The organism is Solirubrobacter deserti (genome assembly GCF_027587175.1).
Classification (GTDB): domain Bacteria; phylum Actinomycetota; class Thermoleophilia; order Solirubrobacterales; family Solirubrobacteraceae; genus Solirubrobacter; species Solirubrobacter deserti.
In genome coordinates, this window is record NZ_JAPCID010000022.1 from 64,181 (window position 1) to 86,833 (window position 22,653).

Here is a 22,653-nt window from a genome sequence, read left to right on the forward strand (position 1 = left end):
AGGCCCGTGAAATCGCGTTGGCGTGGGCATGGTGGGAGCCATGTCCACCGTTGACATCACGCCGGCCGACGCTCCGCGTCGTCCCCGGCCCGAGAAGCCGGTCGCTGTCCTCGGCGGCGGCCCCGCCGGCCTCACGGCCGGATATCTCCTCGCGAAGGAGGGGCGTCCCGTCATCGTGTTCGAGGCGGAGGACATGGTCGGCGGCATCGCCAAGACCGAGGTCCGTGACGGGTACCGCTTCGACCTGGGCGGCCATCGCTTCTTCACCAAGGTCAAGGAGGTCGACGACCTCTGGCACGAGGTGATGAAGGAGGAGTTCCTCAAGCGCCCGCGCCAGTCGCGCATCTACTGGCGCGGCAAGTTCCTCGACTACCCGCTGAACGGCCAGGACGTCATCAAGAAGCTCGGGCCGTTCGAGCTCGCGATGTGTCTGGGTTCCTACATGATCGCGGCGCTCAAGCCGAAGGGTCGTGAGGACAACCTCGAGCAGTGGGTCTCCAACCGCTTCGGCAAGCGGCTCTACAACCACTTCTTCAAGTCCTACACCGAGAAGGTGTGGGGCGTGCCGGCGAACGAGATCCGCGCGGAGTGGGCGGCCCAGCGCATCAAGGGCCTGTCCTTCTTCTCGGCCGCCAAGGCCGCGTTCTTCGGCAACAAGGACAACATCAAGTCGCTCATCAACGAGTTCCACTACCCGCGCTTCGGCCCGGGCCAGATGTGGGAGACGATGGCCGACGAGATCATCGCCAACGGCGGCGAGGTCCGGATGAACACGCCGGTCACCGCGCTCGAGATCCGTGACGGCAAGGTCGTCGCGATCGAGGCCGGGGGCGAGCGCATCGAGCCGTCCGAGGTCATCTCGTCGCTGCCGCTGCGCGCGACCGTCGGCATGGCCGGCGCCGCCGCGACCGGCGCGGTCCAGAGCGCCGCGCAGGGCCTGCGCTACCGCGATTTCCTGACCGTCGCGCTCGTGATCGACGGCGATGACCTGTTCCCGGACAACTGGATCTACATCCACGAGCCCGGTGTCGAGGTCGGCCGCATCCAGAACTTCCGCTCCTGGTCGCCGTGGATGGTCCCGGACCAGTCCAAGGCGTCGATCGGCATGGAGTACTTCTGCTTCAAGGGCGACAAGCTCTGGGAGGCCTCCGACGAGGACCTCGTCGAGATGGCCAAGCGCGAGATCGAGCAGCTGGGCCTGGCCAAGGCCGAGAAGGTCGAGCGCGGCTTCGTCACGCGCGTCCCGAAGGCCTACCCGATGTACGACGCCGACTACGGCGAGCGCGTCGAGGTCATCAAGAACTGGCTCGAGGGCATCGGCAACCTCCAGCAGGTCGGCCGCAACGGCCTGCACCGCTACAACAACTCGGATCACTCGATGCTGACCGCGATGCGCGCGGTGGACAACATCATCGCCGGCACGAACCACGACCTGTGGGCGATCAACGCCGAGTCCGCGTACCACGAGGAGCAGCAGGAGCCCTCGCAGCCGTACAAGCGCGTTCCTACGACGCAGTACGAGCGCGAGCCGCTGGTCGAGTCCTCCAAGGAAGAGGCCGCGGCCTAGTCGCTCGAGGCCAGGGCCGCCGCATGGCGGCCCGGCTCGCGGTACATCGCCTCGGCCGGGCGCATGGCCGCCATCGCCTTCATGGCCCCGCAGCGCCCGCTCCTCCTCCGGCTGGGCGCGCACGTCCTCGAGGTAGCCGTCGTGCAGCACGCCCGCGATGCGCTCGAACGGTGAGTGGCTGACCGCGACCTCGCGGCGCGGCGCTGCGGCGCCGCCATGGGCACCCACCCCCCGATTCGACGCGGCGGTACGGGACGCGGGCTACGAGATCGTCATCGCGGGCGGTCGGATTCAGACCGTCTAGACGCATGTCCGATTGGCCCCTTCTCAGTGCGGTGCCATTCTGAATCCCACGCTTTGGAGGGCGTTCGGACGACAAGCTGCAACCTCACGGAGGGGGAGCGGACGGATTCGCAGAATGACGGCCGTGTCACACGACACGGCCGTTTTTCGTTAAGGATGCGCGCATGTCCATCGCTGATCTCGCCGCGTCCGACGCCGAGCGCCAGAAGCACATCGTCGACGTGTTGGTCGACGCGTTCGCGGACCTGATCGAGCGCGACCCACGCGCCTTCCGCGGCAAGTTCCGCAAGATGGCCGCGGATCCGTTCGCGTTCTACCGCGGCAGCGCGCCGCTGTTCTACTCCGACATGGCGCGGCTCGACGATCCGTGGGTCGACGAGGCCACCTCGCGCGTGTGGATCCAGGGCGACCTGCACGCCGAGAACTACGGCACCTACATGGACTCGGCGGGCGTGCTCGTGTTCGACGTCAACGACTTCGACGAGGCCTACATCGGCCACTACACGTGGGATCTGCAGCGGATGGCGGCGTCGCTGGCGCTGCTCGGGTTCCGCAAGGCGCTCAGCGACACCTCGATCTCCCGCCTGGTCGAGACCTACGCGCGCGCCTACGCCGAGACCGTGCAGCTGTTCGCCACCAGCGAGGTCGACCGCGACTTCCGCCTGACGCTCGACAACACCGATGGCCCGCTGCTGTCGGTGCTGCAGGTCGCGCGGGCCGAGACGCGTGTGCAGCTGCTCAACGCGCTGACCGTGTTCGAGGGGGCCGACCGGCGGCTCGCGTCCGGGGCGGGCGCGCGCGAGCTCGAAGACGCCGAGCGCGAGGCCGTGCTCGCCGCCTACGAGACGTACCTGGACACGATCCCGGAGGCCAAGCGCCAGCAGTCGATCTCGTACGCGGTCAAGGACGTCAAGGGCCGCGCCGGCGTCGGGATCGGCTCGGCCGGGCTGAAGGTCTACACGCTGCTCGTCGAAGGCCGCACGCAGGCGCTCGAGAACGACGTGATCCTGTCGATGAAGCAGGCGGGGACGCCCGCGGTCAGCCGCGTCGTGACCGACGAGAAGATCCGCGCCTACTTCGAGCACGAGGGGCATCGGACGGCGGTCTCCCAGCAGGCGCTGCAGGCCCACGCCGACCCGTGGGTGGGCTGGTGCGAGCTCGACGGCGTCGGCCAGATCATCAAGGAGGTCTCGCCCTACGAGGCCGACCTGGACTGGGACATGGTCACCGAGATCGACGAGATGCGGGCGCTCGTCCACGACCTGGGCCGCGCCACCGCGAAGGTGCACTGCGTGTCCGACGCCGGCTCCGAGCACCCGCTGGTGGACGTCAACGTCGAGGCCAAGATCACCGACGTCATCGGCGGGCGCCACGACGAGTTCGCCCGCGACCTCGCGCGCTTCGGCGCCGAGTACGGCGCGCTCACGCGCGAGGACCACCGGCGCTTCGTCGACGCCTTCCGCAACGGGATGATCCCGGGCGTGGAAGCCGACTAACCGGCGCGCACGGTCTGCCGGACGTCGGCTCCGGGGCCGCGGACCAGCACCGAGATCCGCTTCGCTGTCCCGTAGGCGCGGCGCAGCTTCACCACACGGCCCGGCCCGGGCTGCAGGCGCACGGTCACGCGCCGGAAGCTCGGCGCGCTGATCGTGACCCGGCACGGCTTGTCCGTGCGCAGCGCGATCGAGAGGTAGCGCCGCTTGGCCAGCTGGCGCTGGCCGCTGATGCGCATGGAGACCGTGCACGGGCGGGTGTCGGCGGTGCGCGGGACCGGCGTCGGCGCCGGCGTCGCGGCGGCGGGCTGGACCAGCGGGGACGCGGTCGGCGTCTCGACCGGCTCCTCCGCGGGGGTCTCCGTCGGCACCTCGGTCGGCGTGGGCGTGGGCTCCTCGGGCTCTCCGGGTTCGTCCGCGCACGGCGTCGACTCGCCGTCCGTCAACCGCGACACTGCGCCTTCGAGGCTCACGACGAGCAGCCGCCCGCAGCCGTCCTCGCCGAACGACGACGGCGAGGACACGGGCACGTCGAGCTCCCGGGCGGTGGTCGGATCGGCCAGGTCCACCGCACGCAGCTTCGACTTGCACAGGTCCCCGTAGACGTAGTCGCCGTGCAGGGTCGGCAGCCCGGGGTCGCGGACGACGTAGCCGCCCGTGATCGAGCAGAAGCCGTCGGTCTGCGGGTGCTCGACGGCCGGCATCGCGCTGCCGGTCGCGCAGCCGGCGTCCGGCCGCGGGCCGGTCTGCGAGCCCTCGAAGCACGGCCACCCGTAGTCGGCTGCGAGCCCGACGTTGATCTCCTCGACGGCCTCCTGGCCGACGTCGGCGATGACGATCCGCCCGTCGGGGGCGAACGAGAAGCGCCACGGGTTGCGCAGGCCGCGGCTGACGATCTCGGTCGTGCCCGTCGCCACGTCGATGCGCAGCATCTTGCCCAGGCGCGACGTCAGATCCTGCGCCTGCCGTTCTTCATCGTCTCTACCGCCGCCGTCGCCCGTGCCCGCGTACAGCCGGCCGTCAGGGCCGAACTGCAGCTGCCCGCCGTTGTGGTTGGAGCGCGGGTGCGGGATCGTCACCAGCACGCGCTCGGAGGCGGGATCGGCGCCCGTGTACTCGCGGACCTCGATGTCGCCCGCCCCAGCCGCGGTCACGTAGGCGTAGAACTTGCCGGTCAGCGCGTGGTCGGGCGGGAACGCCAGCGACAGCAGCCCGCGCTCGCCGCCGGCGAGCACTCGCGGGACGGTCATGAACGTCGTCGCCGCGCCGTCGCGGATGACGGCGATCCCCCCGCCCCGCTCGGCGACGAACACGCGCTGCTTGTCGCCCGCCGGCGCGCCGGCCCAGACCGGCGAGTCGAACGCCCCGAGCGGGACGAGCGACGGAGCGGCGCTCGCGGGCGTGGCGAGGGCGGCGAAGGCCGCCGCAGTGGCGAGGAGGCGCCTCATCCGCGAATCCGAACGGTACGAGACTGCGTGCGGGTGTTGCCGGCCGCGTCCACCGCCGAGACCCACAACGCGACGCGCAGCGACTGGTTGCGCCGCAGCGCCGCGCGCACCTTTCGCAGCCCGCGCGAGGTGAGCCGCACGCGCGCGACGCTGCGCTTGCCGGCCGCGACGTCCACGGTGGTCGAGCGGAACTGCGCGACGCCCTTGATCGACGCCCGCACGCGCACGCGGCACGTCTCGTTCGTGCGCAGCGAGAGCGAGAAGCGCTTCAGCCGTCGCACACTGCGGGTGCCGCTCGCGCTCGCCCGGATCGTGCACGCGCGCGTGTCGGGCGTGACGGCGGGCGGCGCCGGAGGCGCGGGCGGGACGGGCGGCGCCGGGCACGCCGAAGGGGCGCCGTCGACGAGCCGGTAGACCGGCCCGCTCAAGGACACGACGAACAGCCGCCCGCACATGTCCTCGCCGAACGAGCTCAGTTGCGGGACCTCGAGGCCGACCGGCGCGTCGGAGGCTGGGTTCGTGATGTCGAAGGAGCGCAGCTCCGGGCTGACGAAGTCGCCGTAGAGGTAGCGGCCGACCAGCGTCGGCAGGCCCGGATCGCGCACGACGTAGCCGCCGGTGATGGAGCGGAACGCGCTGGTGTTGCGGTCCTGCTCGAGCGCGGGAGCGGCCGACCCGGTGTCGCAGCGCGGATCGCTCGTCCCGGTCGTCAGGGTGCCCTCGCGGCACGGCCAGCCGTAGTTGGCCGCGAGGCCGACGTTGACCTCCTCACGGGCGGCGTTGCCGACGTCGGCGATCACGATCTGCCCCGTCGCGCGGTCGAACGAGAACCGCCACGGGTTGCGCAGCCCGGACGCGGCGATGGCCGGCGTGCCGGAGTTGACGTCGAGCTTGATGATCTTGCCGAGCAGCGAAGCCGGGTCCTGCGCGGCGAGCGGCGTGTTGCCTCCGTCGCCGGTCGCGACCCACAGCAGCCCGTCCGGCCCGAACTGCAGCTGGCCGCCGTTGTGGTTGGTGGCGCCGGCGGGGCGCGGGATGCTGAGCAGCACGCGGGCACTCGCGGGATCGGCGGCGTCCGCGCTCGCCCGCCGGTACTCGCGGACCTGGAAGTCGCCCCCGCCCGCCACGGTCAGGAACACGAAGAAGCGGCCCGAGGTGGCGTAGTCGGGCGCGAACGCCATCGAGAGCAGCCCCTGCTCGGAGCCGTCGGCGACCTCCGCCGACACGTCGAGGAACGTCGCCGCGCCGACTTTCACGCGCCCTGCCTTCTCGACCACGAACACCCGGTCAGGGTCGCCGGGCGCACCCGTCGCGTAGACCGGTTGCGCGAAGTCCCCGACCTTGAGCAGCGACGGCGCGGCCTCAGCCGAGGCCGGTGCCGCGCACAGCGCAGCGATCAGTGATCCGCGACATACCCGCCGTCGGGTTCGAGCGGCAAGCCCTGCGCCTTCCATTCCAGCACGCCTCCGGTCATGTTGAACGCCTCGTAGCCCGCGCGCTCGAAGGCGTTCGCGGCCATGGCCGAGCGTCCCCCTACCCGGCAATAGAAGACGACAGGCGTCTCACGATGGATCGTGTCGGCCTGGGCGGCCACCTGACCGAGTTCGAGGTGCCGTGCGCCCGGGATGCGGCCCGCGTCCCACTCGTAGTCCTCGCGGACGTCGATCAGCTGCACCTTGCCCTCACGGACGAGCTCCGCGACCTGCCTCGGCTCGATGTCCATCGCCCGGACGGTAGCGTCCGCGGCTATGGAGTGGGTCAATTGGTCGGGCTCGCAGCGCTGCACCCCCGCGCGCTTCGTGGCGCCCCGCACGCGTGTGGAGCTCGCGCGGGCGATCGTCGAAGGCCCGGCGCCCGTGCGCGTCGCGGGCGCGGGGCACTCGTTCAGCGCCGGCGTGGTCACCGAGGGCACGCTCATCAGCCTCGACCATCTCGCGCGGGTGCTCGACGCCGACGCGGCCACGGGGCTCGTGCGCGTGGAGGCGGGCATCCGCCTGCACCAGCTCTCGCAGGAGTTGCACGCGCGCGGCCTGGCGATGCCGAACCTCGGCGACATCGACGCGCAGTCGTTGGCGGGCGCGATCACGACCGGCACGCACGGCACCGGCCTGGCTCACGCGAACCTCGCCGCGCAGGTGGAGTCGGTCGAGTTGATCTGCGCCGACGGCCGTGAGCGCACGATCGCCGATGGCGATCTGCTGCGCGCCACGCGCGTGAGCCTCGGCGCGCTCGGCGTGATCGTGGCCCTGACGATCCGCTGCGTGCCGGCCTTCAGGCTGCGCATCGTCGATCATCCCGAGCCGCTCGCCGCCGTGTTGGAGGGGCTGCACGAGCGCGCGGCGGCGCACGACCACTTCGAGTTCTGGTCGTTCCCGCACGCGGAGGCGGCGCTCGTCCGCACCCTCGACGAGACCGACGAGAGCCCGCACGGGCCCGGGCGCGCACGCGCGTACGCGAGCGACGTGCTGATGGACAACCACGCGTTTCGCGCCGTCAGCGAGGTCGCCAAGCGCTTCCCGAGCCAGATTCCGCGCCTGAACCGCTTCATGTCCGCGGCGGCCTCCCAGCGCGAGCGCGTCGACTGGTCCTACCGCATCTTCGCCTCGCAGCGGCTCGTGCGCTTCGAGGAGATGGAGTACGCGCTGCCGCGCGAGCACGCGCTCGACGCGCTGCGCGCGGCCCGGGCGGCGCTCGAGCGCCATCCGGTGAGCTTCCCGATCGAGCTGCGCTTCAGCGCCGGCGACGACGCGCTGCTCTCGCCCGCGCACGCGCGCGAGTCCGTGTTCGTCGCCGTTCACGTGTTCCGCTCGATGGCGTACGAGCCGGCGTTCCGTGACGTCGAGGCGGCCCTGGGCGAGCTCGGCGGGCGCCCGCACTGGGGCAAGCGCACCTTCCTGGGGGCCACCGAGCTCGCCCCGCGCTACCCGGAGTGGGACACGTTCCGGCGGTTCCGGCGCGAGCTCGACCCGGAGGGCCGCTTCGCCAACGCGTGGCTGAAGAACGTGCTGGGATAGCGCGATGAAGTCCTTCAACGTCCACGAGGCGACGTTCCAGTACGACGACGAGGAGCCGGAGGGCTACAGGTCCGGCTACCACCGCTTCGGGCCCGAGCTCGACGGGTCGCGCCTCGGCGCGACCGTGTACGAGATCCCGCCCGGCCAGGCCGTGTGCCCGTACCACTGGGAGACCGAGGAGGAGTGGCTGCTGGTCCTCGCCGGTGAGATCACCGTCCGCCACCCCGACGGCGTGGAGGTGCTCAAGCCGGGGGACGTCGTCGCGTTCGCCGACGACGAGAGCGGCGCCCACAAGACCTCCAACGAGGGCAGCGAGGTCGCGCGGCTGATGATGTGGTCGACCAAGGACCGCGCGGGGTACTGCATCTATCCCGACTCGGACAAGGTCTTCCTGTTCCGTGAGGGCGGCAAGGGCCGCCGCCATCGGCTCGGTCCGGAGCTCGACTACTACGACGGAGAGCTCGGTTAGAGGAAGGTCTTGCCCTCGCCGCGGTAGGTCGGGACCGTGTCGACGAGCTCGCCGCCCTGCACGAGGTGCACGACGTCGAAGCGTTCGCACAGCTCGCCGGCCTTCGCGTGGCGGAACCACACCTGGTCGCCGACGCGCAGCCCGGCGGCGGCGCTCCCGAGCAGCGGTGTCTGGACCTCGCCCGCGGCTTCCAGCGCGTCGAGCTTGAGGCCGTGCGGGAGCACGGGGCGCGGCAGCCGGTCCCGGCCGGGCGCGCCCGAGGCGACGTAGCCGCCGCCGAGCGCGGTCGCCAGCTTCGGCGAGGGCTTGCGCACCACCGGCAGCACGAAGAACGCGGCGGGCGCGGGGCGGAACGCGCGGTAGGTGTCGAACAGCGTCGGGCCGAACAGCCCCGACCCGGCGGCCACCTCGGTCACGGCCGGCTCGGCCGCGGTGCGCTCGACCGAGCCCGTCCCACCGCCGTTGACGAACCGCAGCGGCGCGACCGAGCGCACCGCGTCGACGATCTCGGCGCGCCGGCGCGCGAGCTCCCGCGCACTCAGCCCTTGCACGATCGGCAGCGCCAGCCGCATCAGCGGCCGCCCCGGCGGCTTGTCGCCGACGCCCGCGATCTGTCCCTCGTAGGCCATCAGCCCGTCGAGCTCGAGGTACTCGCGTGCCACCACCTCGCGCGCGAACGCGCCCACCTGCACCGGATCGTGCAGCGGCGAGCGCTTGGCGCCGAGCGTCATAAGACCGCCGAGCGGACGCCAGCCGGCGTCCACGTCGATGCACACCTTCACCCGGCCCGCGGGCTCGGCGGCCGCGATCAGGTCCAGGTGCTCGGCGCAGTCCACCATCACCGTCACGCGCTCGCGCGCGGGGCCGCGCACCAGCTCGCGCAGGGCGGCGCGGTCCACCGTGGGATAGCCCACCACCAGGTCGTCCCATCCGTGGGACGCGAGCCACAGCGCCTCCGGCAGCGTGAAGGCCAGCACACCGGCGAAGCCCGCATTCAGCGCACGCTCTTGCAGAGCGCGCACACGCAGGGACTTCGACGCGAGCCGCAGCGGAACGCCGCGCGCGCGACGCTTCAGATCGGCGGCGTTGAAATCGAAGGCGTCGAGGTCGATGACCGCAAACGGCGCATCCAAGCCAAATGTGGCGGATATGAGCGTGCTTTGGATTGGTCTCTGGAGCAAGTTCATCCGAATCGGGGACGCTATCCGCTGCGAGATGAGCTAGAGTGCCGCGCGGAACACGGGACATAACGCCGAACCCGGCGACGGCTCAGGTCGTGCTGGGGCGGGGGAACCAAGGTTTGGGGCAGGGGTCACTGCCCCGGGGGCGAATCGCCGTACTATGCGGCGTAGCGCGACGCTTTCCGCGCGAGCCCGACAGCTAACCCCGTAGGCGATCAGAAAGAGGAGATCGTCTTGTCACGCTGTCGCACGCTTTGCGTGGGCTTGCTCATAGCTGTATTCGGGTTACCGGTTGCGACCGCCGACGCGCGGCGCATCACGTTCGGTGAGCGGGATCTCCGTCAGGGAATGAAGGGCACCGACGTCCGGGTCCTGCAGGGCTTCCTCACGAAGGCCGGCATCAAGACCGCGGTCGACGGCCGCTACGGGCCGAAGACGACGTCGAACGTCCGTCGCTGGGAGCGCAGGGCCAACCTGCCGATCGACGGGCGCATGCCGAAGACCGAAGCCGCGACGCTGCGCATGCAGGTCGAGCAGGGCGTCGCCGGCACGCAATCCGTCCCCGCCCCCGCACCGACTGCGAACGCCACACTGGGGGCCGACGGGAAGGCGATCGCGCCGGTGGGCGCGCCGCCTGAGGTGGTCGCGGTCATCGCGGCCGCCAATGAGATCGTGGGCAAGCCGTACAAGTACGGCGGCGGCCACGGGGACTGGGAAGACTCGGGCTACGACTGCTCGGGCTCCGAGTCCTACGCCCTCCACGGCGCCGACCTGGTCAGTCGGCCGTTGAACTCGAGCGAGTTCATGTCGTGGGGAGAGCCGGGCGAGGGGCAGTGGATCACCAGCTACGCGCACGGTGGTCACTCCTTCCTCGTGGTCGCCGGCCTGCGATTCGACACGGGCTACAACGACTCTTCGAGCTCGGGCCCGAAGTGGTCGACGAAGATGCGCCCGACGGACGGCTTCACCGTCCGCCATCCGCAGGGCCTCTAGTAGTACTCGCGATCCCGCGTCACCGGGCGTTCCTCGACGACCGTCCGGTGACGCGCGCGCCATCCGCCCAGGAAGAACAGGGTGATGATCAGCCCGATGATCCCGATGACCATCAGGATGATCCCGACGGTCGAAATCTCGATGCCCGAGACGTCGGCGTCGATGGCGAAGTAGAGGATCGCGCCGACGGCGATCAGAAAGAGTGAGGATCCGATTCCCATGTCGGGTCATGGATCCCCGCGGCCACGGCGCGCCAAACTAGGTGGCCATGCCGCCGACAACTGACGTTGACACCTACGCGCTGACCCAGGACCAGCTGGAGTTCCGGGACATGATCCGCCAGATCGTGCGTGAGCGGGTCGCTCCGCGCGCGGCGGAGATCGACGCGAAGGCCGAGTACCCGTGGGACATCCGCAAGCTGTTCGCCGAGCAGGACCTGCTCGGGCTCCCGTTCGACGAGGAGTACGGCGGGACGGGCACGGGCGCGCTGATGCTCAGCGTCGCGATCGAGGAGGTCGCGAAGGCGTGCGCCTCCTCCGCGCTGATCCTGATGCTGCAGGACCTCGGCACGCTGCCGATCAAGCTCTTCGGCTCCGACGAGCTCAAGCAGCGCTTCCTCCCGAAGTGCGCGTCGGGTGAGTGGTCGCCGGCGTTCGCGCTGTCCGAGCCCGAGGCCGGCTCTGACCCGGGCGGGATGATCACCCGCGCGGTCAAGGACGGCGACGAGTGGGTCATCAACGGCTCCAAGAACTGGATCTCGAACCTGGGGATCGCCGACTTCTACATCGTCTTCGCCAAGACGGACCCGAGCGCGGGTCGCTCGCGCGGCATCAGCGCCTTCGTCGTGGAGGCCGACCGCTCCGGGTTCTCCGTCGGCAAGCTCGAGCACAAGCTCGGCATCAAGGGCTCGCCGACCGGCCAGCCGATCTTCGACGACGTCCGCGTGCCCGCCGCGAACCTGATCGGCACGGAGAACAAGGGCATGAACGTCGCGCTCGGCACGCTCGACCACTCGCGGCTCGGGGTCGCCGCGCAGGCCGTCGGCATCGCCCAGGGCGCGACCGACCACGCCGTCGCCTACGCCAACGAGCGCAAGCAGTTCGGCCAGGCGATCGCGGAGTTCCAGGGCATCCAGTTCAAGCTCGCCGACATGGAGACGCGCACGGCGGCCGCGCGCGAGCTGCTGTATCGCGCCAGCTCGAAGATCGATCGTCACGAGGCGGACGCTGGCAAGTACTCCGCGATGGCCAAGCTGTTCGCGTCGGACACGGCGATGGCCGTCACCGTCGAAGCCGTGCAGGTGCTGGGCGGATACGGGTACGTGAACGAGTATCCGGTCGAGCGCTACATGCGCGACGCCAAGATCACGCAGATCTACGAGGGCACGAACGAGATCCAGCGTCTCGTGATCGCGCGCACCCTCAGGTAGCCTCAGAGCATGCTCTCACGTTGGCCTGCCGGGCGACGGCTCGCTCTCTCCCTCGTCCTGTGCCTCGCGCTCGCGCTGTCGTTCGCGGCGTTGACGCAGGGGCTGTCGCAGCAGGGCTGGCTGCGTGCGCTGGAGGTGATCGCGCTCGTGATCAGCGCGGGCGCGCTCGCCGCGATCGTCATCGGGCTGATCGTCTCGCGGCTGGCCAACTACCAGGACCCGGAGAGCGAGGCCGAGTTCGAGCGGATCGTGATCCGGTCCGAGCGGCTCGCGCGCGAGAACCTCGCGGCCGAGCCCGACGAGGGCGAGTTCATGGAGCTGGACCCGTTCAACCCCGTGGACTTCGAGACGCTGGTCCAGGAGGCGCTGGACGACCTCCCGGACCTGCTGATCAAGGCGCTCGAGCGGGTGCCGGTCGTGATCTCCGACAAGGGCCGTAAGGCGCGCGCGTACGGGCTCTACCAGGGCGACACGGTCGCGCGCGACAACTACCACGACCGCATCATCATCTTCCGGGACACACTGCTGCGCGACTTCGGGCACGACCCGGACCTGCTGCGCGACCAGGTGACGCGCACGGTGCGCCACGAGCTGGCCCACCACCTCGGCGCTGACGAGCTCGGAGTTCGTGAGTTGGGTCTCTAGCTAGCGGTACGATGGACGTCGAACATGCACTTCGACGAGCCTGAACTCGAGGCGGTTTCCCTGGCGGTGATGATGGCCGCGCTCAGCGACCCGGTGCGGGTCGCGATCGTGCGCGAGCTGGCCTGCCGGGGCGAGGCCACGTGCGGCGCGTTCGACGTCGGCGTGTCGAAGGCGACCCGGTCGCATCACTTCAAGGTGCTGCGCGAGGCAGGGCTCACGCGCACGCGGGCCGAGGGCACGCACCGCCACGTGACGCTGCGCCGTGAAGAGGTCGACGCGCGCTTCCCCGGGCTGCTGGGCGCCGTGCTCGCCGCTGCCGACCGCGAGTCCGCGGTCCCCGCCTAGAAGGCCCCTGAAGAACACCGGCACATCTCCTGCGGCACATCCGCGGCGCCTCGCGCCACCCACGACGTTCACGTGCCAGAGGCACGCATCACTCGTCGCGGGCGGCCCGAGGCATCCCCGGCTGCACCACATGAGGCGCACCGCACGTTCTTCAGCGACCTTCTAGCGCTGCCAGAACGCGTGGTCCTGCTCGCCCAGCGGCGTGCTGGGCGGCGCGCTCTCCCAGTACTCGGAGCCGAGCGCGTTCCAGTCGGCTTCCGCGCGCACGTCGCCGAGCGTCGTGAACACGAGGCTCTCCATGCGGCGGATGAGCAGCGCCTGCGGGGGAATCGTCTGGCGGCGCATCTGCGCGAAGTACGGCGAGCGCGGTGACGAGCCCTCCTCGATCAGCGCGGCCACGTCGGCCGAGGTGAGCCGGCGCCGGCCGGGATCCAGGTACCAGGAGGCCGCCATCCGCAGCTGGCCGAGCAGCGCCTCGGCCTCGAACTCGTCGGGCTTGGGCAGGTAGCCGAGCCGGGCGAGATCCGCTTTGACGGCCCGGGCGTCGTTGCGCATGATGGCCTGCGCGAGCTCGCGCTCGCCCTGCAGATAGTCGGCGTCGACGACGCGCATCAGACCGAAGTCGAGGAAGCCGACGCGGCCGTCCTCGAGGTAGAGGTAGTTGCCCGGGTGCGGGTCGCCGGCCGCGCGGCGCAGGTGCGTGAGGGTGCCGAAGAAGAAGCGGAAGACGATCTCGCCGAAGCGGTCGCGCTCGGTGTCCGGCAGCGTCTTGACGACGTCGAAGCGGCGGCCGCGCATGAGCTCGGTGACGAGCACCCGGCGGTGGCTGAGCTGCGTGTCCACGGGCGGGATGAACACGAACGGGTGGCCGCGCCAGCCGCGCTCCATCGCGCGGTGGTGCTGGGCCTCCACCTCGTAGTCGAGCTCCTCGCCGATGCGCTCGCGCAGCTCGCCCGCGAGCGCCTTGACGTCGAGCCCGGGGGCGAGGCGGCGGACCAGCGGGAACAGCATCTGGAGGTTGCGCAGGTCGGTCTCGACGGCCTCCGCGATCCCGGGGTACTGGACCTTGACCGCGACCTCGCGGCCGTCCTTGGTGATGGCGCGGTGCACCTGGCCGATCGAGGCCGCGGCGAACGCCTCGCGCTCGAACTCGCTGAACGCGCTCGCGGCCGGCGTGCCGAGCTCCTCCTTGAGCAGCTTCTCGATCGCCTTGAACGGCAACGGCGGGACGTCGTCGCGCAGGGTCGCGAGCGTGTTCTTGAACTCCTCGCGCTCGGACTCGGGGATCGCGGTGAACTCGACGGTCGAGAGCACCTGCCCGATCTTCATCGCCGCCCCGCGCATCTGGCCGAGCTGCTTGACGAGCTCGTTGGCGGTCGCGGCGGCGCGTTCGCCGGTGGCCGCGTCCGCCGCCTCCTCGCTGCGCAGGGCGTTGGCCGCGCGCGTGCCGGCCCAGCGCAGGCCCTGGCCGGCGACCAGGCCGCCGAAGCGGCGTGTGCGGGCGATGCGGGAGGTGGGCGGCTGCTCGGACATGGGTGCTCAGGAGGGTACGCAAGCCGACCTGCGTACAGACCACCTTGACAAGGGAGACTATCGCGATATATCTTTGACGCATCGGAACACATCGAAGAAGGGAATGAGAACCCATGTACGCAGCATCTGCTTCCGACTGGTGCGGTCCTCGGGGCCGCCATCACCACCACCGCCATTCCCGAGGAGGGCGCGGGCTGGAGGAGCTCCTCCAGTTCATGGCCAGCGGTGGCCGCGGCGGCCCGCCCTGGGCCGATCCCCGCATGTTCAAGGCGCTGTTCTACGGCGGCCCGGGTGGCCCGGGCGGTCACCGCGGCGGTCCCCATCGGCGCGGCGGACGTGCCCGTCGCGGCGACGTGCGCGCGGCGCTCCTGCTCCTGATCGAGGGCGGGCCGCAGAACGGCTACCAGCTGATCCAGGAGATCGAGCGGCGCACGGACGGCCTGTGGAAGCCGAGCCCCGGCTCGGTCTACCCGGCCCTCCAGCAGCTCGAGGACGAGGGCCTGGTCCGCGCCGTCGAGTTCGAGGGCAAGCGCGCCTTCGAGCTCACCGACGAGGGCCGGTCGTACGTCGAGACCAACCGCGAGGAGCTCGGCGACCCGTTCGCCGCCGCGACGGGCGACGTCGACGAGAACGTCATGGACCTGAGGGGCCTGATGTTCCAGGTCGGCGCCGCCGCCATGCAGGTTGTCGCCGCCGGCCACACCGAAGAGGCCAAGAAGATCCTGGCCGAGACCCGCCGGCAGCTCTACAAGATCCTCGCCGAGGACGAGCCCATCGAGGGCGAAGCCGACGAGCAGCGCTAGCTGAGTGCGGCGCACTCCCCCGGCCGGCCCGCGCATGTCCCCCGCGGGCCGGCCGGCGCCGCGCGGCTAACGTGCTCGGCGTGCGCGTCGACCCTGAAGTTCAAGCGGCGCTCGCGGCCGGACAGCCGGTCGTGGCGCTGGAGAGCACGATCATCGCCCACGGCCTTCCGCGGCCGGACAACCTGCGCGTCGCGCGGGAGATCGAGGCCACGGTGCGCGAGCACGGGGCCGTGCCCGCGACGATCGCGATCCTCGCCGGCGAGGTCCGCATCGGGCTCGACGAAGACGCGCTGGAGGCGCTCGCCTACTCCGGCGAAGTCGCCAAGTGCGGCGTGCGCGACCTGCCCGCCGTGCTCGCGCGCGGGGAGGACGGGGCGACGACCGTCGCGGCCACCTCGCATCTCGCCGACCGGGCCGGCATCCGCGTGTTCGCCACGGGCGGGCTCGGCGGCGTGCACCGCGGCGCGGTCGAGACGTTCGACGAGTCCGCGGACCTCGGCACGCTCGCCCGCACCGGCATCTGCGTCGTGTGCGCGGGCGTGAAGTCGATTCTCGACATCCGCGCGACGCTGGAGCGGCTGGAGACGCTCAACGTCACGGTGCTCGGCTATCGCACGGACACCTTCCCGGCCTTCTACCTCGCGTCGAGCGGCGTGCCGATCACCTGGCGCGTCGAGTCGCCGGAGGAGGCGGCGTCCGTGCTGCGCGCGCGGGACGAGGTGGGCGCGCCCGGCGGCGTCGTGGTCGCGAACCCGCTCGACGAGCCGATGGACGCCGAGCTCCACGACCGCGTGCTGGCCGAGGGCCTGGAGGCCGCGGCCGCCGAGGGGATCTCCGGCCGCGACGTGACGCCGTTCCTGCTCGAGCGCTTCCACTCGCAGACGGAGGGCGAGAGCCTGCGCGCGAACGTGCGCCTGGTGCTGCGCAACGCGGCGCTGGCCGCGCAGATCGCGGCGGCGCTGTGACGAAGGTCCTGGTCCTCGGGGACGTGAACGTGGACATCGTCGCGGTGCAGGAGACGTCGCTGGCGGTCGACAGCGACACGCCGGCCAGCATCTCGCTGCGCGGCGGCGGTGGCGGCGCCAACGTGGCCGCGTGGCTGGCGAGGCTGGGCGTCGAGACGACGCTGATCGGCCGCGTGGGGGCCGACCCGCTGGCCGAGGTCGCGCTCAGCGGGCTCGACGGCGTGCGGCTGGAGGTCGTACGCGACCCGGTCCGCGTCACCGGCACCTGCATCGTGCTCGTCGCGCCCGGCGGCGAGCGGACGATGCTCCCGGACCCGGGCGCCAACGACGCGCTCGCGGCCGAGGACCTCCCGCCGCTCGAGGGCGACATCCTGCACGTGTCCGGCTACGCGCTGATGCGACCGGGCTCCCGGCTGGCCGCGATGACCGCGATCGAGCGCGCCCGGGAGGCCGGCATGCGCATCAGCATCGACCCGGCGTCCGCCGCGCCGCTCGCCAACGACCCGATCTTCCTGCAGCGGGTCGCCCCGGTCGACCTGCTGCTCCCCAACGCGGACGAGGCCGAGGTGCTCGGCCCGCAGATCGATGCGCCCGAGGTCGTGACCAAACGCGGCGCGGGCGGCGCGACCTGGACCGACGGGGCGCAGACGGTGACGGGCCCGGCGGTCCCGGTGGACGACGTCGTCGACACCACGGGCGCCGGCGACGCGTTCGCGGCCGGCTTTCTGTCCGCGTGGCTCGGCGGGGACGTCACGGCTGCGCTGGCGGCGGGCGCCCGATGCGCGGCCGACGCGATCGCCCGCGTAGGATCGCGGCCGGCATGACCCGGATCCTGTTCGTCTGCATGGGCAACATCTGCCGCTCGCCCACGGCGGAGGGCGTGATGCGCTCGCTCGTGCGCGAGGCCGGGCTCGAGGACGAGATCGTCATCGACAGCGCGGGGACGGGTGGCTGGCACGCCGGCGACCCGCCGGACCGGCGCGCCACCGCGGCCGCCCGGGCGCGCGGGATCACGCTGGAGGGCGCCGCGCGCCAGCTCACGGTCGACGACTTCGACGACTTCGACCTCCTGCTCGCCATGGACCGTGAGAACCTCGCGGGCATCCGCGCCGTCGCGCCGTCGCAGGAGGCGGCCGCGAAGGCGCGGCTGCTGCGCGAGTTCGACCCTGCGAGCGCGGGCGCCCCCGACCTCGACGTCCCCGATCCCTACTACGGCGGCCCGCAGGGCTTCGAGACCGTGCTCGACCAGGTCGAGGCCGCGTGCCGGGGCCTGCTCGATGCGATCCGCGATTGAGGCCGCGACGGGCCGCACGGTCCGCTCGCTCACGCCCGTCCGCGGCGGCGACATCAACGTCGCCTACAAAGTCCAGTTCGGCGACGAGTCGTTCGGCTTCGTCAAGACCCGTGCCGGCGTCCAGCCCGGTGAGTACGTCGCCGAGGCCGCCGGGCTGCGCTGGCTCGCCGAGCCGGGCGCCCTGCGCGTTCCTAAGGTCCTCGGCGTCTCCGACGAGGTGCTCGTGCTCGACTGGGTCGACGAGGGCACGCGCGGCGACGGGGCCGCGTTCGGCGCGGGTTTGGCGGCCGTCCACGCGGCGGGCGCGGACGACTGGGGCACGACGCCGCCGGAGGTGAGAGGCGACGCCGCGCCGTCGCCGGGCCGCATCGCGGGGCGTCCGCCGCTGCGCATCGGGCCGCTGCGCGTGCCCAACGATCCGTGTCCGGACTGGCCCACGTTCTACGCCGAGCGGCGCCTGCGGCCGCTGCTCGCGCGCGCCGGCCTGTCCGCGCGCGGCCTCCGCGCGGTCGAGTCCGTCTGCGACCGGATCGCGGAGCTCGCGGGCCCGCCGGAGCCGCCCGCGCGTCTGCACGGCGACCTCTGGAGCGGGAACGTGCACTGGGATCGGCGCGGGCGGGCCTGGCTGATCGACCCGGCCGCGCACGGCGGGCACCGCGAAGTCGACCTGGCGATGCTCACCCTCTTCGGCGACCCTGGCCGGCAGTTCTTCGCCGCGTACGAGGATCGGCACCCGTTGGCGCCCGGCTGGCAGGAGCGTGTGCCGCTCTACCAGCTGTTCCCGCTGCTCGTGCACGCCGCGCTGTTCGGCGGCGGCTACGCGGCCTCAGTGGAGCGCGCCGCGAGCGCCTACGTCTGAGTCGCGCGCCACGAGCGAGGCGTACCGGCCGCCGAGTGCGAGCAGCTCCTCGTGGGCGCCGCGCTCGGCGACCCGGCCACGGTCGAGCACGACGATCTGGTCGGCGTCGCGCACCGTGGAGAGGCGGTGCGCGATGACGATGGTCGTCCGGCCCTCGGCGAGGGACTCGAGCGCCTCCCCGACGGCGCGCTCGGTCTGCACGTCGAGGGCCGACGTGGCCTCGTCGAGCACGAGCACGGGCGGGTTGCGCAGGATCGTGCGGGCGATCGCGATGCGCTGCTTCTCGCCGCCGGAGAAGCGGAAGCCGCGCTCGCCGACGACCGTCTCGTAGCCCTCGGGCAGGGCGGCGATCGTGTCGTGGATCTGCGCCGCGCGGGCCGCCGCCTCGATCTCCTCGTCGCTCGCGGACGGCTTGGCGAAGCGCAGGTTCTCGCGCACCGACGCGTGGAACAGGTAGGTCTCCTGGGAGACGACGCCGACGGCGTCTGCGAGCGCCTCGAAGCTCAGCTCGCGCAGGTCGGTCCCGTCGATCGTGACCGCGCCGCGCTCGGGGTCGTACAGCCGCGCCGCGAGGTAGCCGAGCGACGTCTTGCCCGCGCCGGTCTCGCCGACCAGCGCGGTGCGCGTGCCGGCCGGGACCGTGAGGTCGACGTCCTGCAGCGTCCACTCGTCGCCGTAGCGGAACCAGAGGTGCTCGAAGCGGACCTCGCCCTTGACGTCGCCGAGCGTCTTCGTGCCGGGCTCGATGTCCACGTGCAGGTCCAGGTACTCGAAGACGCGCTCGAACAGCGCGGTGGACGTCTGGATGTCCACGGCCACGCTCAGCAGCGACTGGACGGGGAAGAACAGCCGCGTCTGCAGCGTCGTGAAGGCGACGATCGTGCCGATCGAGGCCGCGCCCGGCGCGAGCCCCGCGAACAGGTAGACGAGCGCGGGCATCACGGCGAAGCTGGTCTGGATCGCGCTCATCATCCAGCGCCCGGCCATGCGCGACTTGACCTCGAGGTCGGCCAGGTTCTCGGACTCGCGGTCGAAGCGCGACGCGAGCTCCTCGCCGCGTCCCATCGTCTTGCCGAGCAGGACGCCGCTCACGGAGAGCGACTCCTGCACGAGGGCGGAGATGTCGGCCATCGCGCCCTGCTTGACGGTCGTGATCTTGCGCCGCTCGTTGCCGACCCGGCGCGCGAGGTAGACGAAGAACGGCAGCAGCGCGAGGCTGAACAGCGCCAGGCGCCAGTCGAGCAGGAACATCGCGACCACGGACGCGATGACCGTCGTCACGTTGCCGACGATCGACGCCGCGGTGCTCGTGACCACGGACTGCACGCCGCCGATGTCGTTGGCGATCCGGGACTGGATCTCGCCCGTGCGGGTCTTGGTGAAGAACGCGAGCGAGAGGCGCTGCAGGTGGCGGTAGACCTGCGTGCGCAGGTCGTGCATCACGCGCTGGCCGACGACGTTCGTCAGCCACGTCTGCCCGACGCCCAGGATCGCGGTGACGACGGCGATCGCGATCATCCCGCCGACGAGCACGCCGAGCAGGCCGTCGCGGTTCTCGGGGATCGCGACGTCGAGGATGTCGCGCAGCAGGAACGGGGTCACCATCCCCAGCGCCGCGCTGAACGCGATCAGCGCCAGGACGGTGAACAGCCGGCCGCGATAGGGCCGGAAGAGCTTGATGATCCGGCGGTTGAGCCCGGGCATCCGGGGCCCCTCCGGCGGGGGGAGGGGTTGGCGGCGGCGCCCTCCCACGGGTTCGCCGCCGCCTTCTCCATAGCGCCGGAAGGCTGCCGTCACACAGCCACCGTATTCGGCGCAGGCTCCAGGGCCAGCTCGAGCACCTCGTCGATGCTCACGACCGGGTGGAAGCTCATCGCCTCGCGGACGTCCTTCGGGACGTCGTCGAGGTCACCGCGGTTGCGCTCGGGGAGGATCACGGTCGTCAGGCCCGCGGCGTGCGCGGCCAGGACCTTCTGCTTGAGGCCGCCGATCGGGAGCACGCGGCCCTGCAGGGTGACCTCGCCGGTCATGCCCACGGTGTGCTTGACGGGGCGCCCGGAGAGCAGGCTCGCCAGCGCCGTGACCATCGTCACGCCGGCGGACGGGCCGTCCTTCGGGATCGCGCCCGCGGGCACGTGCACGTGGAACTCGCGGTTCTCGAACGCGTCCTCGGGGATGTGCAGCTCGTCGGCGTGGCCGCGGACGTAGGAGAGCGCGATCCGCGCCGACTCCTTCATCACGTCGCCCAGCTGGCCGGTGAGCACGAGGCCGTCCTTGCCCTTCATGGCCGTGGCCTCGATGAACAGGACGTCGCCTCCGATCCCGGTCACCGCGAGGCCCGTGGCCACGCCCGGGACGGCCGTGCGCAGCGCCGCCTCCTGCCAGACCTTCTGGCGGCCGAGCGCGTCGCGGATCAGCGGCTCGCTGATCGCCACGGGCGCCTCCACCTTCCCGGACGCGATCTGCGTCGCGGTCTTGCGCAGGATGGTGCCGAGCTCGCGCTCGAGGTTGCGGACGCCGGCCTCACGCGTGTACTCCATGACGACCTGCGTCAGGAGCTCGTCGGTGATCGAGACCTCCTCCTCGAGCAGGCCGTTGCGCTCGCGCTGGCGCGGCCACAGGTAGCCGCGGGCGATGGCGGTCTTCTCAGCCACGGTGTAGCCGTCGAAGCGGATGACCTCCATACGGTCCAGGAGCGGTCCGGGGATCGATTCCGCGACGTTCGCGGTGGCGATGAACATGACCTGCGAGAGGTCGAGCTCCACGTCCAGGTAGTGGTCGCGGAAGCTGTGGTTCTGCGCCGGGTCGAGCACCTCGAGCAGGGCCGCGCTCGGGTCGCCGCGCCAGTCGGCGCCGACCTTGTCGACCTCGTCGAGCATGATCACCGGGTTCATGGTCCCCGCGTCGCGCAGCGCGCGCACCAGGCGGCCCGGGAGCGCGCCGATGTACGTGCGGCGGTGGCCGCGGATCTCGGCCTCGTCGCGGACGCCGCCGAGGCTCATGCGCACGAACTCGCGGCCGGTCGCGCGGGCGATCGACTCGCCGATCGAGGTCTTGCCGGTGCCGGGCGGGCCGATCAGCGTGAGGATGGCGCCGGAGCGCTTGTCCTCCTTGATGCCGCGCTCCTCGCGCAGCTTCTTGACCGCCAGGTACTCCGTGATGCGGTCCTTGACGTCCTCGAGCCCCGCGTGGTCGGCGTCGAGCACCTCGCGCGCGGCCTCGGGGTCGAGCTTCTCGTCGGAGGTCTTGCTCCACGGCACCGCGATCAGCCAGTCGAGGTACGTGCGGATCATCGACGCCTCGCCGGACTGCTCGCCCATGCGCTCCAGGCGCGCGAGCTCCTTCTCGGCCTGCTCCTTGACGGAGTCGGGCATGCCGGCTTCGGCGATCTTGCGGCGGTACTCCTCGGCGACCGAGGCGCCGTCCTCACCCAGCTCGCGCTGGATGGACTCCATCTGCTTGCGCAGCACGTACTCGCGCTGCTGCTTGTCCGCGCCGGACTGCACGTCCTCGCGGATCTTCTTGCGCAACTGGAGATCGACCAGGCGCTCGCGCTGGAGGTCGACCACGAGCTGGAGGCGCTCGGTCACGTCGAGCGTCTCGAGGGCCTTGAGCTTGTCCTCGAAGGAGACGTCGGGCGCGTAGCCGATGGTGTCGGCGAGCGGGCCGGGATCGCCGATGGCCCGCAGGAACTCGGCGATGCGCGCGTCGGCGCCGCGCAGCTCGAGGATCTCCTCGATGATCGCGCGGTACTCGCGCTCGAGGTTGCGCGTCGCGCCGTCGACCGGCACGTCGTCGTAGTGCTCTTCGACCTCGACCATGAGGCGGCCGAGCGAATCGGTGTGGGCGGCGCCGGCGACGCCGCGACCCACGCCGGAGAGGGAGACGGCGCGGCCGCCACCCGGAAGTCGGACGTGATCGGTGACCTCGGCGATGGTGCCGACCTTCGCGAACTCGCCCTCGTGGCGCGGAACGAGCAGCACGCGCTCCTCGTCGCCCACGCGGACGGGAAGCGTCACATCCATGGTGGGGAAGACCACCGTGTCGTCCAGCGGGACGAGCAGGAGCGATGTCATGGCGTGTGGCTTCACTTTCTGTAGCAACTTACCTTGGGTAGGTGACTGCAAGAGTACCAGGCTCACACGGGGGCCACAACAAGATCTCAGTCCGGCAAGCTCAAATCTAGCGAGCCAAGTACTGGGTTGCGTCGACACCGAAATCGAGAGACACTGCTCGGCCCGCAGGGGGGAGAACTTTTCGATGGAGGGCCTATGCAGGGCATGATTCGCCGGACTTGCGTGCTGCCGCTGAT

21 protein-coding genes and 1 riboswitch are annotated in these 22,653 nt (G+C 71.4%); of the genes, 13 read left to right on the forward strand and 8 right to left on the reverse strand.

Annotated features, from left to right (window positions below; translation table 11 throughout):
- The first annotated feature begins 40 nt into the window (after positions 1-40).
- On the forward strand, positions 41-1,567 hold the full coding sequence (locus OJ962_RS16885) for an NAD(P)/FAD-dependent oxidoreductase (RefSeq protein WP_202956715.1): 1,527 nt from the start codon (positions 41-43) through the stop codon (positions 1,565-1,567).
- A gap of 467 nt (positions 1,568-2,034) precedes the next feature.
- Positions 2,035-3,366 carry a DUF2252 domain-containing protein gene (locus OJ962_RS16890; protein WP_202956717.1) on the forward strand — a complete coding sequence of 444 codons (1,332 nt, stop codon included), beginning with the start codon at positions 2,035-2,037 and terminating at the stop codon, positions 3,364-3,366.
- On the opposite strand, the gene OJ962_RS16895 is transcribed toward OJ962_RS16890, so the two are convergent.
- The 3 genes from OJ962_RS16895 to OJ962_RS16905 form a co-directional block, all read right to left on the reverse strand.
- Positions 3,363-4,811 (reverse strand): PQQ-dependent sugar dehydrogenase, encoded by a 1,449-nt coding sequence (locus OJ962_RS16895; RefSeq protein ID WP_202956718.1) that lies wholly within the window; start codon positions 4,809-4,811, stop codon positions 3,363-3,365. The genes OJ962_RS16890 and OJ962_RS16895 overlap by 4 nt on opposite strands.
- On the reverse strand, positions 4,808-6,094 hold the full coding sequence (locus OJ962_RS16900; RefSeq protein WP_270006489.1) for a PQQ-dependent sugar dehydrogenase: 1,287 nt from the start codon (positions 6,092-6,094) through the stop codon (positions 4,808-4,810). Before OJ962_RS16900 ends, OJ962_RS16895 begins: the two co-directional genes overlap by 4 nt.
- A 113-nt stretch (positions 6,095-6,207) precedes the next feature.
- Positions 6,208-6,534, reverse strand: a complete 327-nt coding sequence (locus OJ962_RS16905) for a rhodanese-like domain-containing protein (RefSeq protein WP_202956720.1) — start codon at positions 6,532-6,534, stop codon at positions 6,208-6,210.
- Positions 6,535-6,559: 25 nt separating this feature from the next.
- Between OJ962_RS16905 and OJ962_RS16910 the strand changes: the two genes are divergently transcribed.
- Together OJ962_RS16910 and OJ962_RS16915 are read left to right on the forward strand one after the other, a co-directional pair.
- Entirely contained in the window at positions 6,560-7,825 is a 1,266-nt protein-coding gene (locus OJ962_RS16910) for a D-arabinono-1,4-lactone oxidase (RefSeq protein WP_202956721.1), read from the forward strand.
- A gap of 4 nt (positions 7,826-7,829) precedes the next feature.
- Positions 7,830-8,294, forward strand: coding sequence for a cupin domain-containing protein (locus tag OJ962_RS16915; RefSeq protein ID WP_202956722.1), 465 nt, complete (start codon positions 7,830-7,832; stop codon positions 8,292-8,294).
- On the opposite strand, the gene OJ962_RS16920 is transcribed toward OJ962_RS16915, so the two are convergent.
- Positions 8,291-9,481 carry an amino acid deaminase/aldolase gene (locus OJ962_RS16920; protein WP_202956723.1) on the reverse strand — a complete coding sequence of 397 codons (1,191 nt, stop codon included), beginning with the start codon at positions 9,479-9,481 and terminating at the stop codon, positions 8,291-8,293. The two genes, OJ962_RS16915 and OJ962_RS16920, sit on opposite strands and share 4 nt — an antisense overlap.
- A gap of 53 nt (positions 9,482-9,534) precedes the next feature.
- A riboswitch (cyclic di-AMP (ydaO/yuaA leader) is annotated at positions 9,535-9,705 on the forward strand.
- 118 nt (positions 9,706-9,823) lie between these two features.
- Here OJ962_RS16920 and OJ962_RS16925 point away from each other — a divergent pair.
- The gene (locus OJ962_RS16925) at positions 9,824-10,468 is read left to right on the forward strand and encodes a peptidoglycan-binding domain-containing protein (RefSeq protein WP_270006490.1); all 645 of its coding nucleotides are present in this window, start codon (positions 9,824-9,826) and stop codon (positions 10,466-10,468) included.
- Here the strand turns inward: OJ962_RS16925 and OJ962_RS16930 are convergent.
- A complete protein-coding gene (locus OJ962_RS16930) occupies positions 10,465-10,689 on the reverse strand; it encodes a DUF6458 family protein (protein ID WP_202956725.1) in 225 nt (74 codons plus the stop codon). The genes OJ962_RS16925 and OJ962_RS16930 overlap by 4 nt on opposite strands.
- A gap of 47 nt (positions 10,690-10,736) precedes the next feature.
- Here OJ962_RS16930 and OJ962_RS16935 point away from each other — a divergent pair, with 47 nt between their 5' ends.
- Genes OJ962_RS16935 through OJ962_RS16945 form a run of 3 tightly spaced genes read left to right on the forward strand, consistent with a single transcriptional unit; the run spans position 10,737 to position 12,887 of the window.
- On the forward strand, positions 10,737-11,897 hold the full coding sequence (locus OJ962_RS16935) for an acyl-CoA dehydrogenase family protein (protein WP_202956726.1): 1,161 nt from the start codon (positions 10,737-10,739) through the stop codon (positions 11,895-11,897).
- A 9-nt stretch (positions 11,898-11,906) separates the two neighbouring features.
- Entirely contained in the window at positions 11,907-12,542 is a 636-nt protein-coding gene (locus tag OJ962_RS16940) for a metallopeptidase family protein (RefSeq protein WP_202956727.1), read from the forward strand.
- A gap of 24 nt (positions 12,543-12,566) precedes the next feature.
- Positions 12,567-12,887, forward strand: a complete 321-nt coding sequence (locus tag OJ962_RS16945; protein WP_202956728.1) for an ArsR/SmtB family transcription factor — start codon at positions 12,567-12,569, stop codon at positions 12,885-12,887.
- A 162-nt stretch (positions 12,888-13,049) separates the two neighbouring features.
- On the opposite strand, the gene OJ962_RS16950 is transcribed toward OJ962_RS16945, so the two are convergent.
- Positions 13,050-14,420 (reverse strand): ABC1 kinase family protein, encoded by a 1,371-nt coding sequence (locus OJ962_RS16950; RefSeq protein ID WP_202956729.1) that lies wholly within the window; start codon positions 14,418-14,420, stop codon positions 13,050-13,052.
- Positions 14,421-14,635: 215 nt separating this feature from the next.
- On the opposite strand from OJ962_RS16950, the gene OJ962_RS16955 reads away from it, so the two are divergent.
- The 5 genes from OJ962_RS16955 to OJ962_RS16975 all read left to right on the forward strand — a co-directional run bounded on the left by OJ962_RS16955 (position 14,636) and on the right by OJ962_RS16975 (position 18,341).
- Positions 14,636-15,223 (forward strand): PadR family transcriptional regulator, encoded by a 588-nt coding sequence (locus tag OJ962_RS16955; RefSeq protein WP_202956730.1) that lies wholly within the window; start codon positions 14,636-14,638, stop codon positions 15,221-15,223.
- A gap of 71 nt (positions 15,224-15,294) precedes the next feature.
- On the forward strand, positions 15,295-16,188 hold the full coding sequence (locus tag OJ962_RS16960; RefSeq protein WP_407697516.1) for a pseudouridine-5'-phosphate glycosidase: 894 nt from the start codon (positions 15,295-15,297) through the stop codon (positions 16,186-16,188).
- Positions 16,185-17,012, forward strand: a complete 828-nt coding sequence (locus OJ962_RS16965) for a carbohydrate kinase family protein (RefSeq protein WP_202956732.1) — start codon at positions 16,185-16,187, stop codon at positions 17,010-17,012. The genes OJ962_RS16960 and OJ962_RS16965 overlap by 4 nt, the downstream gene beginning before the upstream one ends.
- Positions 17,009-17,482: a low molecular weight protein-tyrosine-phosphatase gene (locus tag OJ962_RS16970; RefSeq protein ID WP_202956733.1), complete on the forward strand. Its 474-nt coding sequence runs from the start codon at positions 17,009-17,011 to the stop codon at positions 17,480-17,482. Before OJ962_RS16965 ends, OJ962_RS16970 begins: the two co-directional genes overlap by 4 nt.
- Positions 17,466-18,341, forward strand: a complete 876-nt coding sequence (locus OJ962_RS16975) for a fructosamine kinase family protein (protein WP_202956734.1) — start codon at positions 17,466-17,468, stop codon at positions 18,339-18,341. The genes OJ962_RS16970 and OJ962_RS16975 overlap by 17 nt, the downstream gene beginning before the upstream one ends.
- On the opposite strand, the gene OJ962_RS16980 is transcribed toward OJ962_RS16975, so the two are convergent.
- Together OJ962_RS16980 and lon are read right to left on the reverse strand one after the other, a co-directional pair.
- Complete coding sequence (locus OJ962_RS16980; RefSeq protein ID WP_202956735.1) at positions 18,309-20,045, reverse strand: ABC transporter ATP-binding protein; 1,737 nt, start codon at positions 20,043-20,045, stop codon at positions 18,309-18,311. The genes OJ962_RS16975 and OJ962_RS16980 overlap by 33 nt on opposite strands.
- Before the next feature lie 89 nt (positions 20,046-20,134).
- On the reverse strand, positions 20,135-22,417 hold the full coding sequence (gene lon, locus OJ962_RS16985) for an endopeptidase La (RefSeq protein WP_202956736.1): 2,283 nt from the start codon (positions 22,415-22,417) through the stop codon (positions 20,135-20,137).
- Positions 22,418-22,653 lie beyond the last annotated feature (236 nt).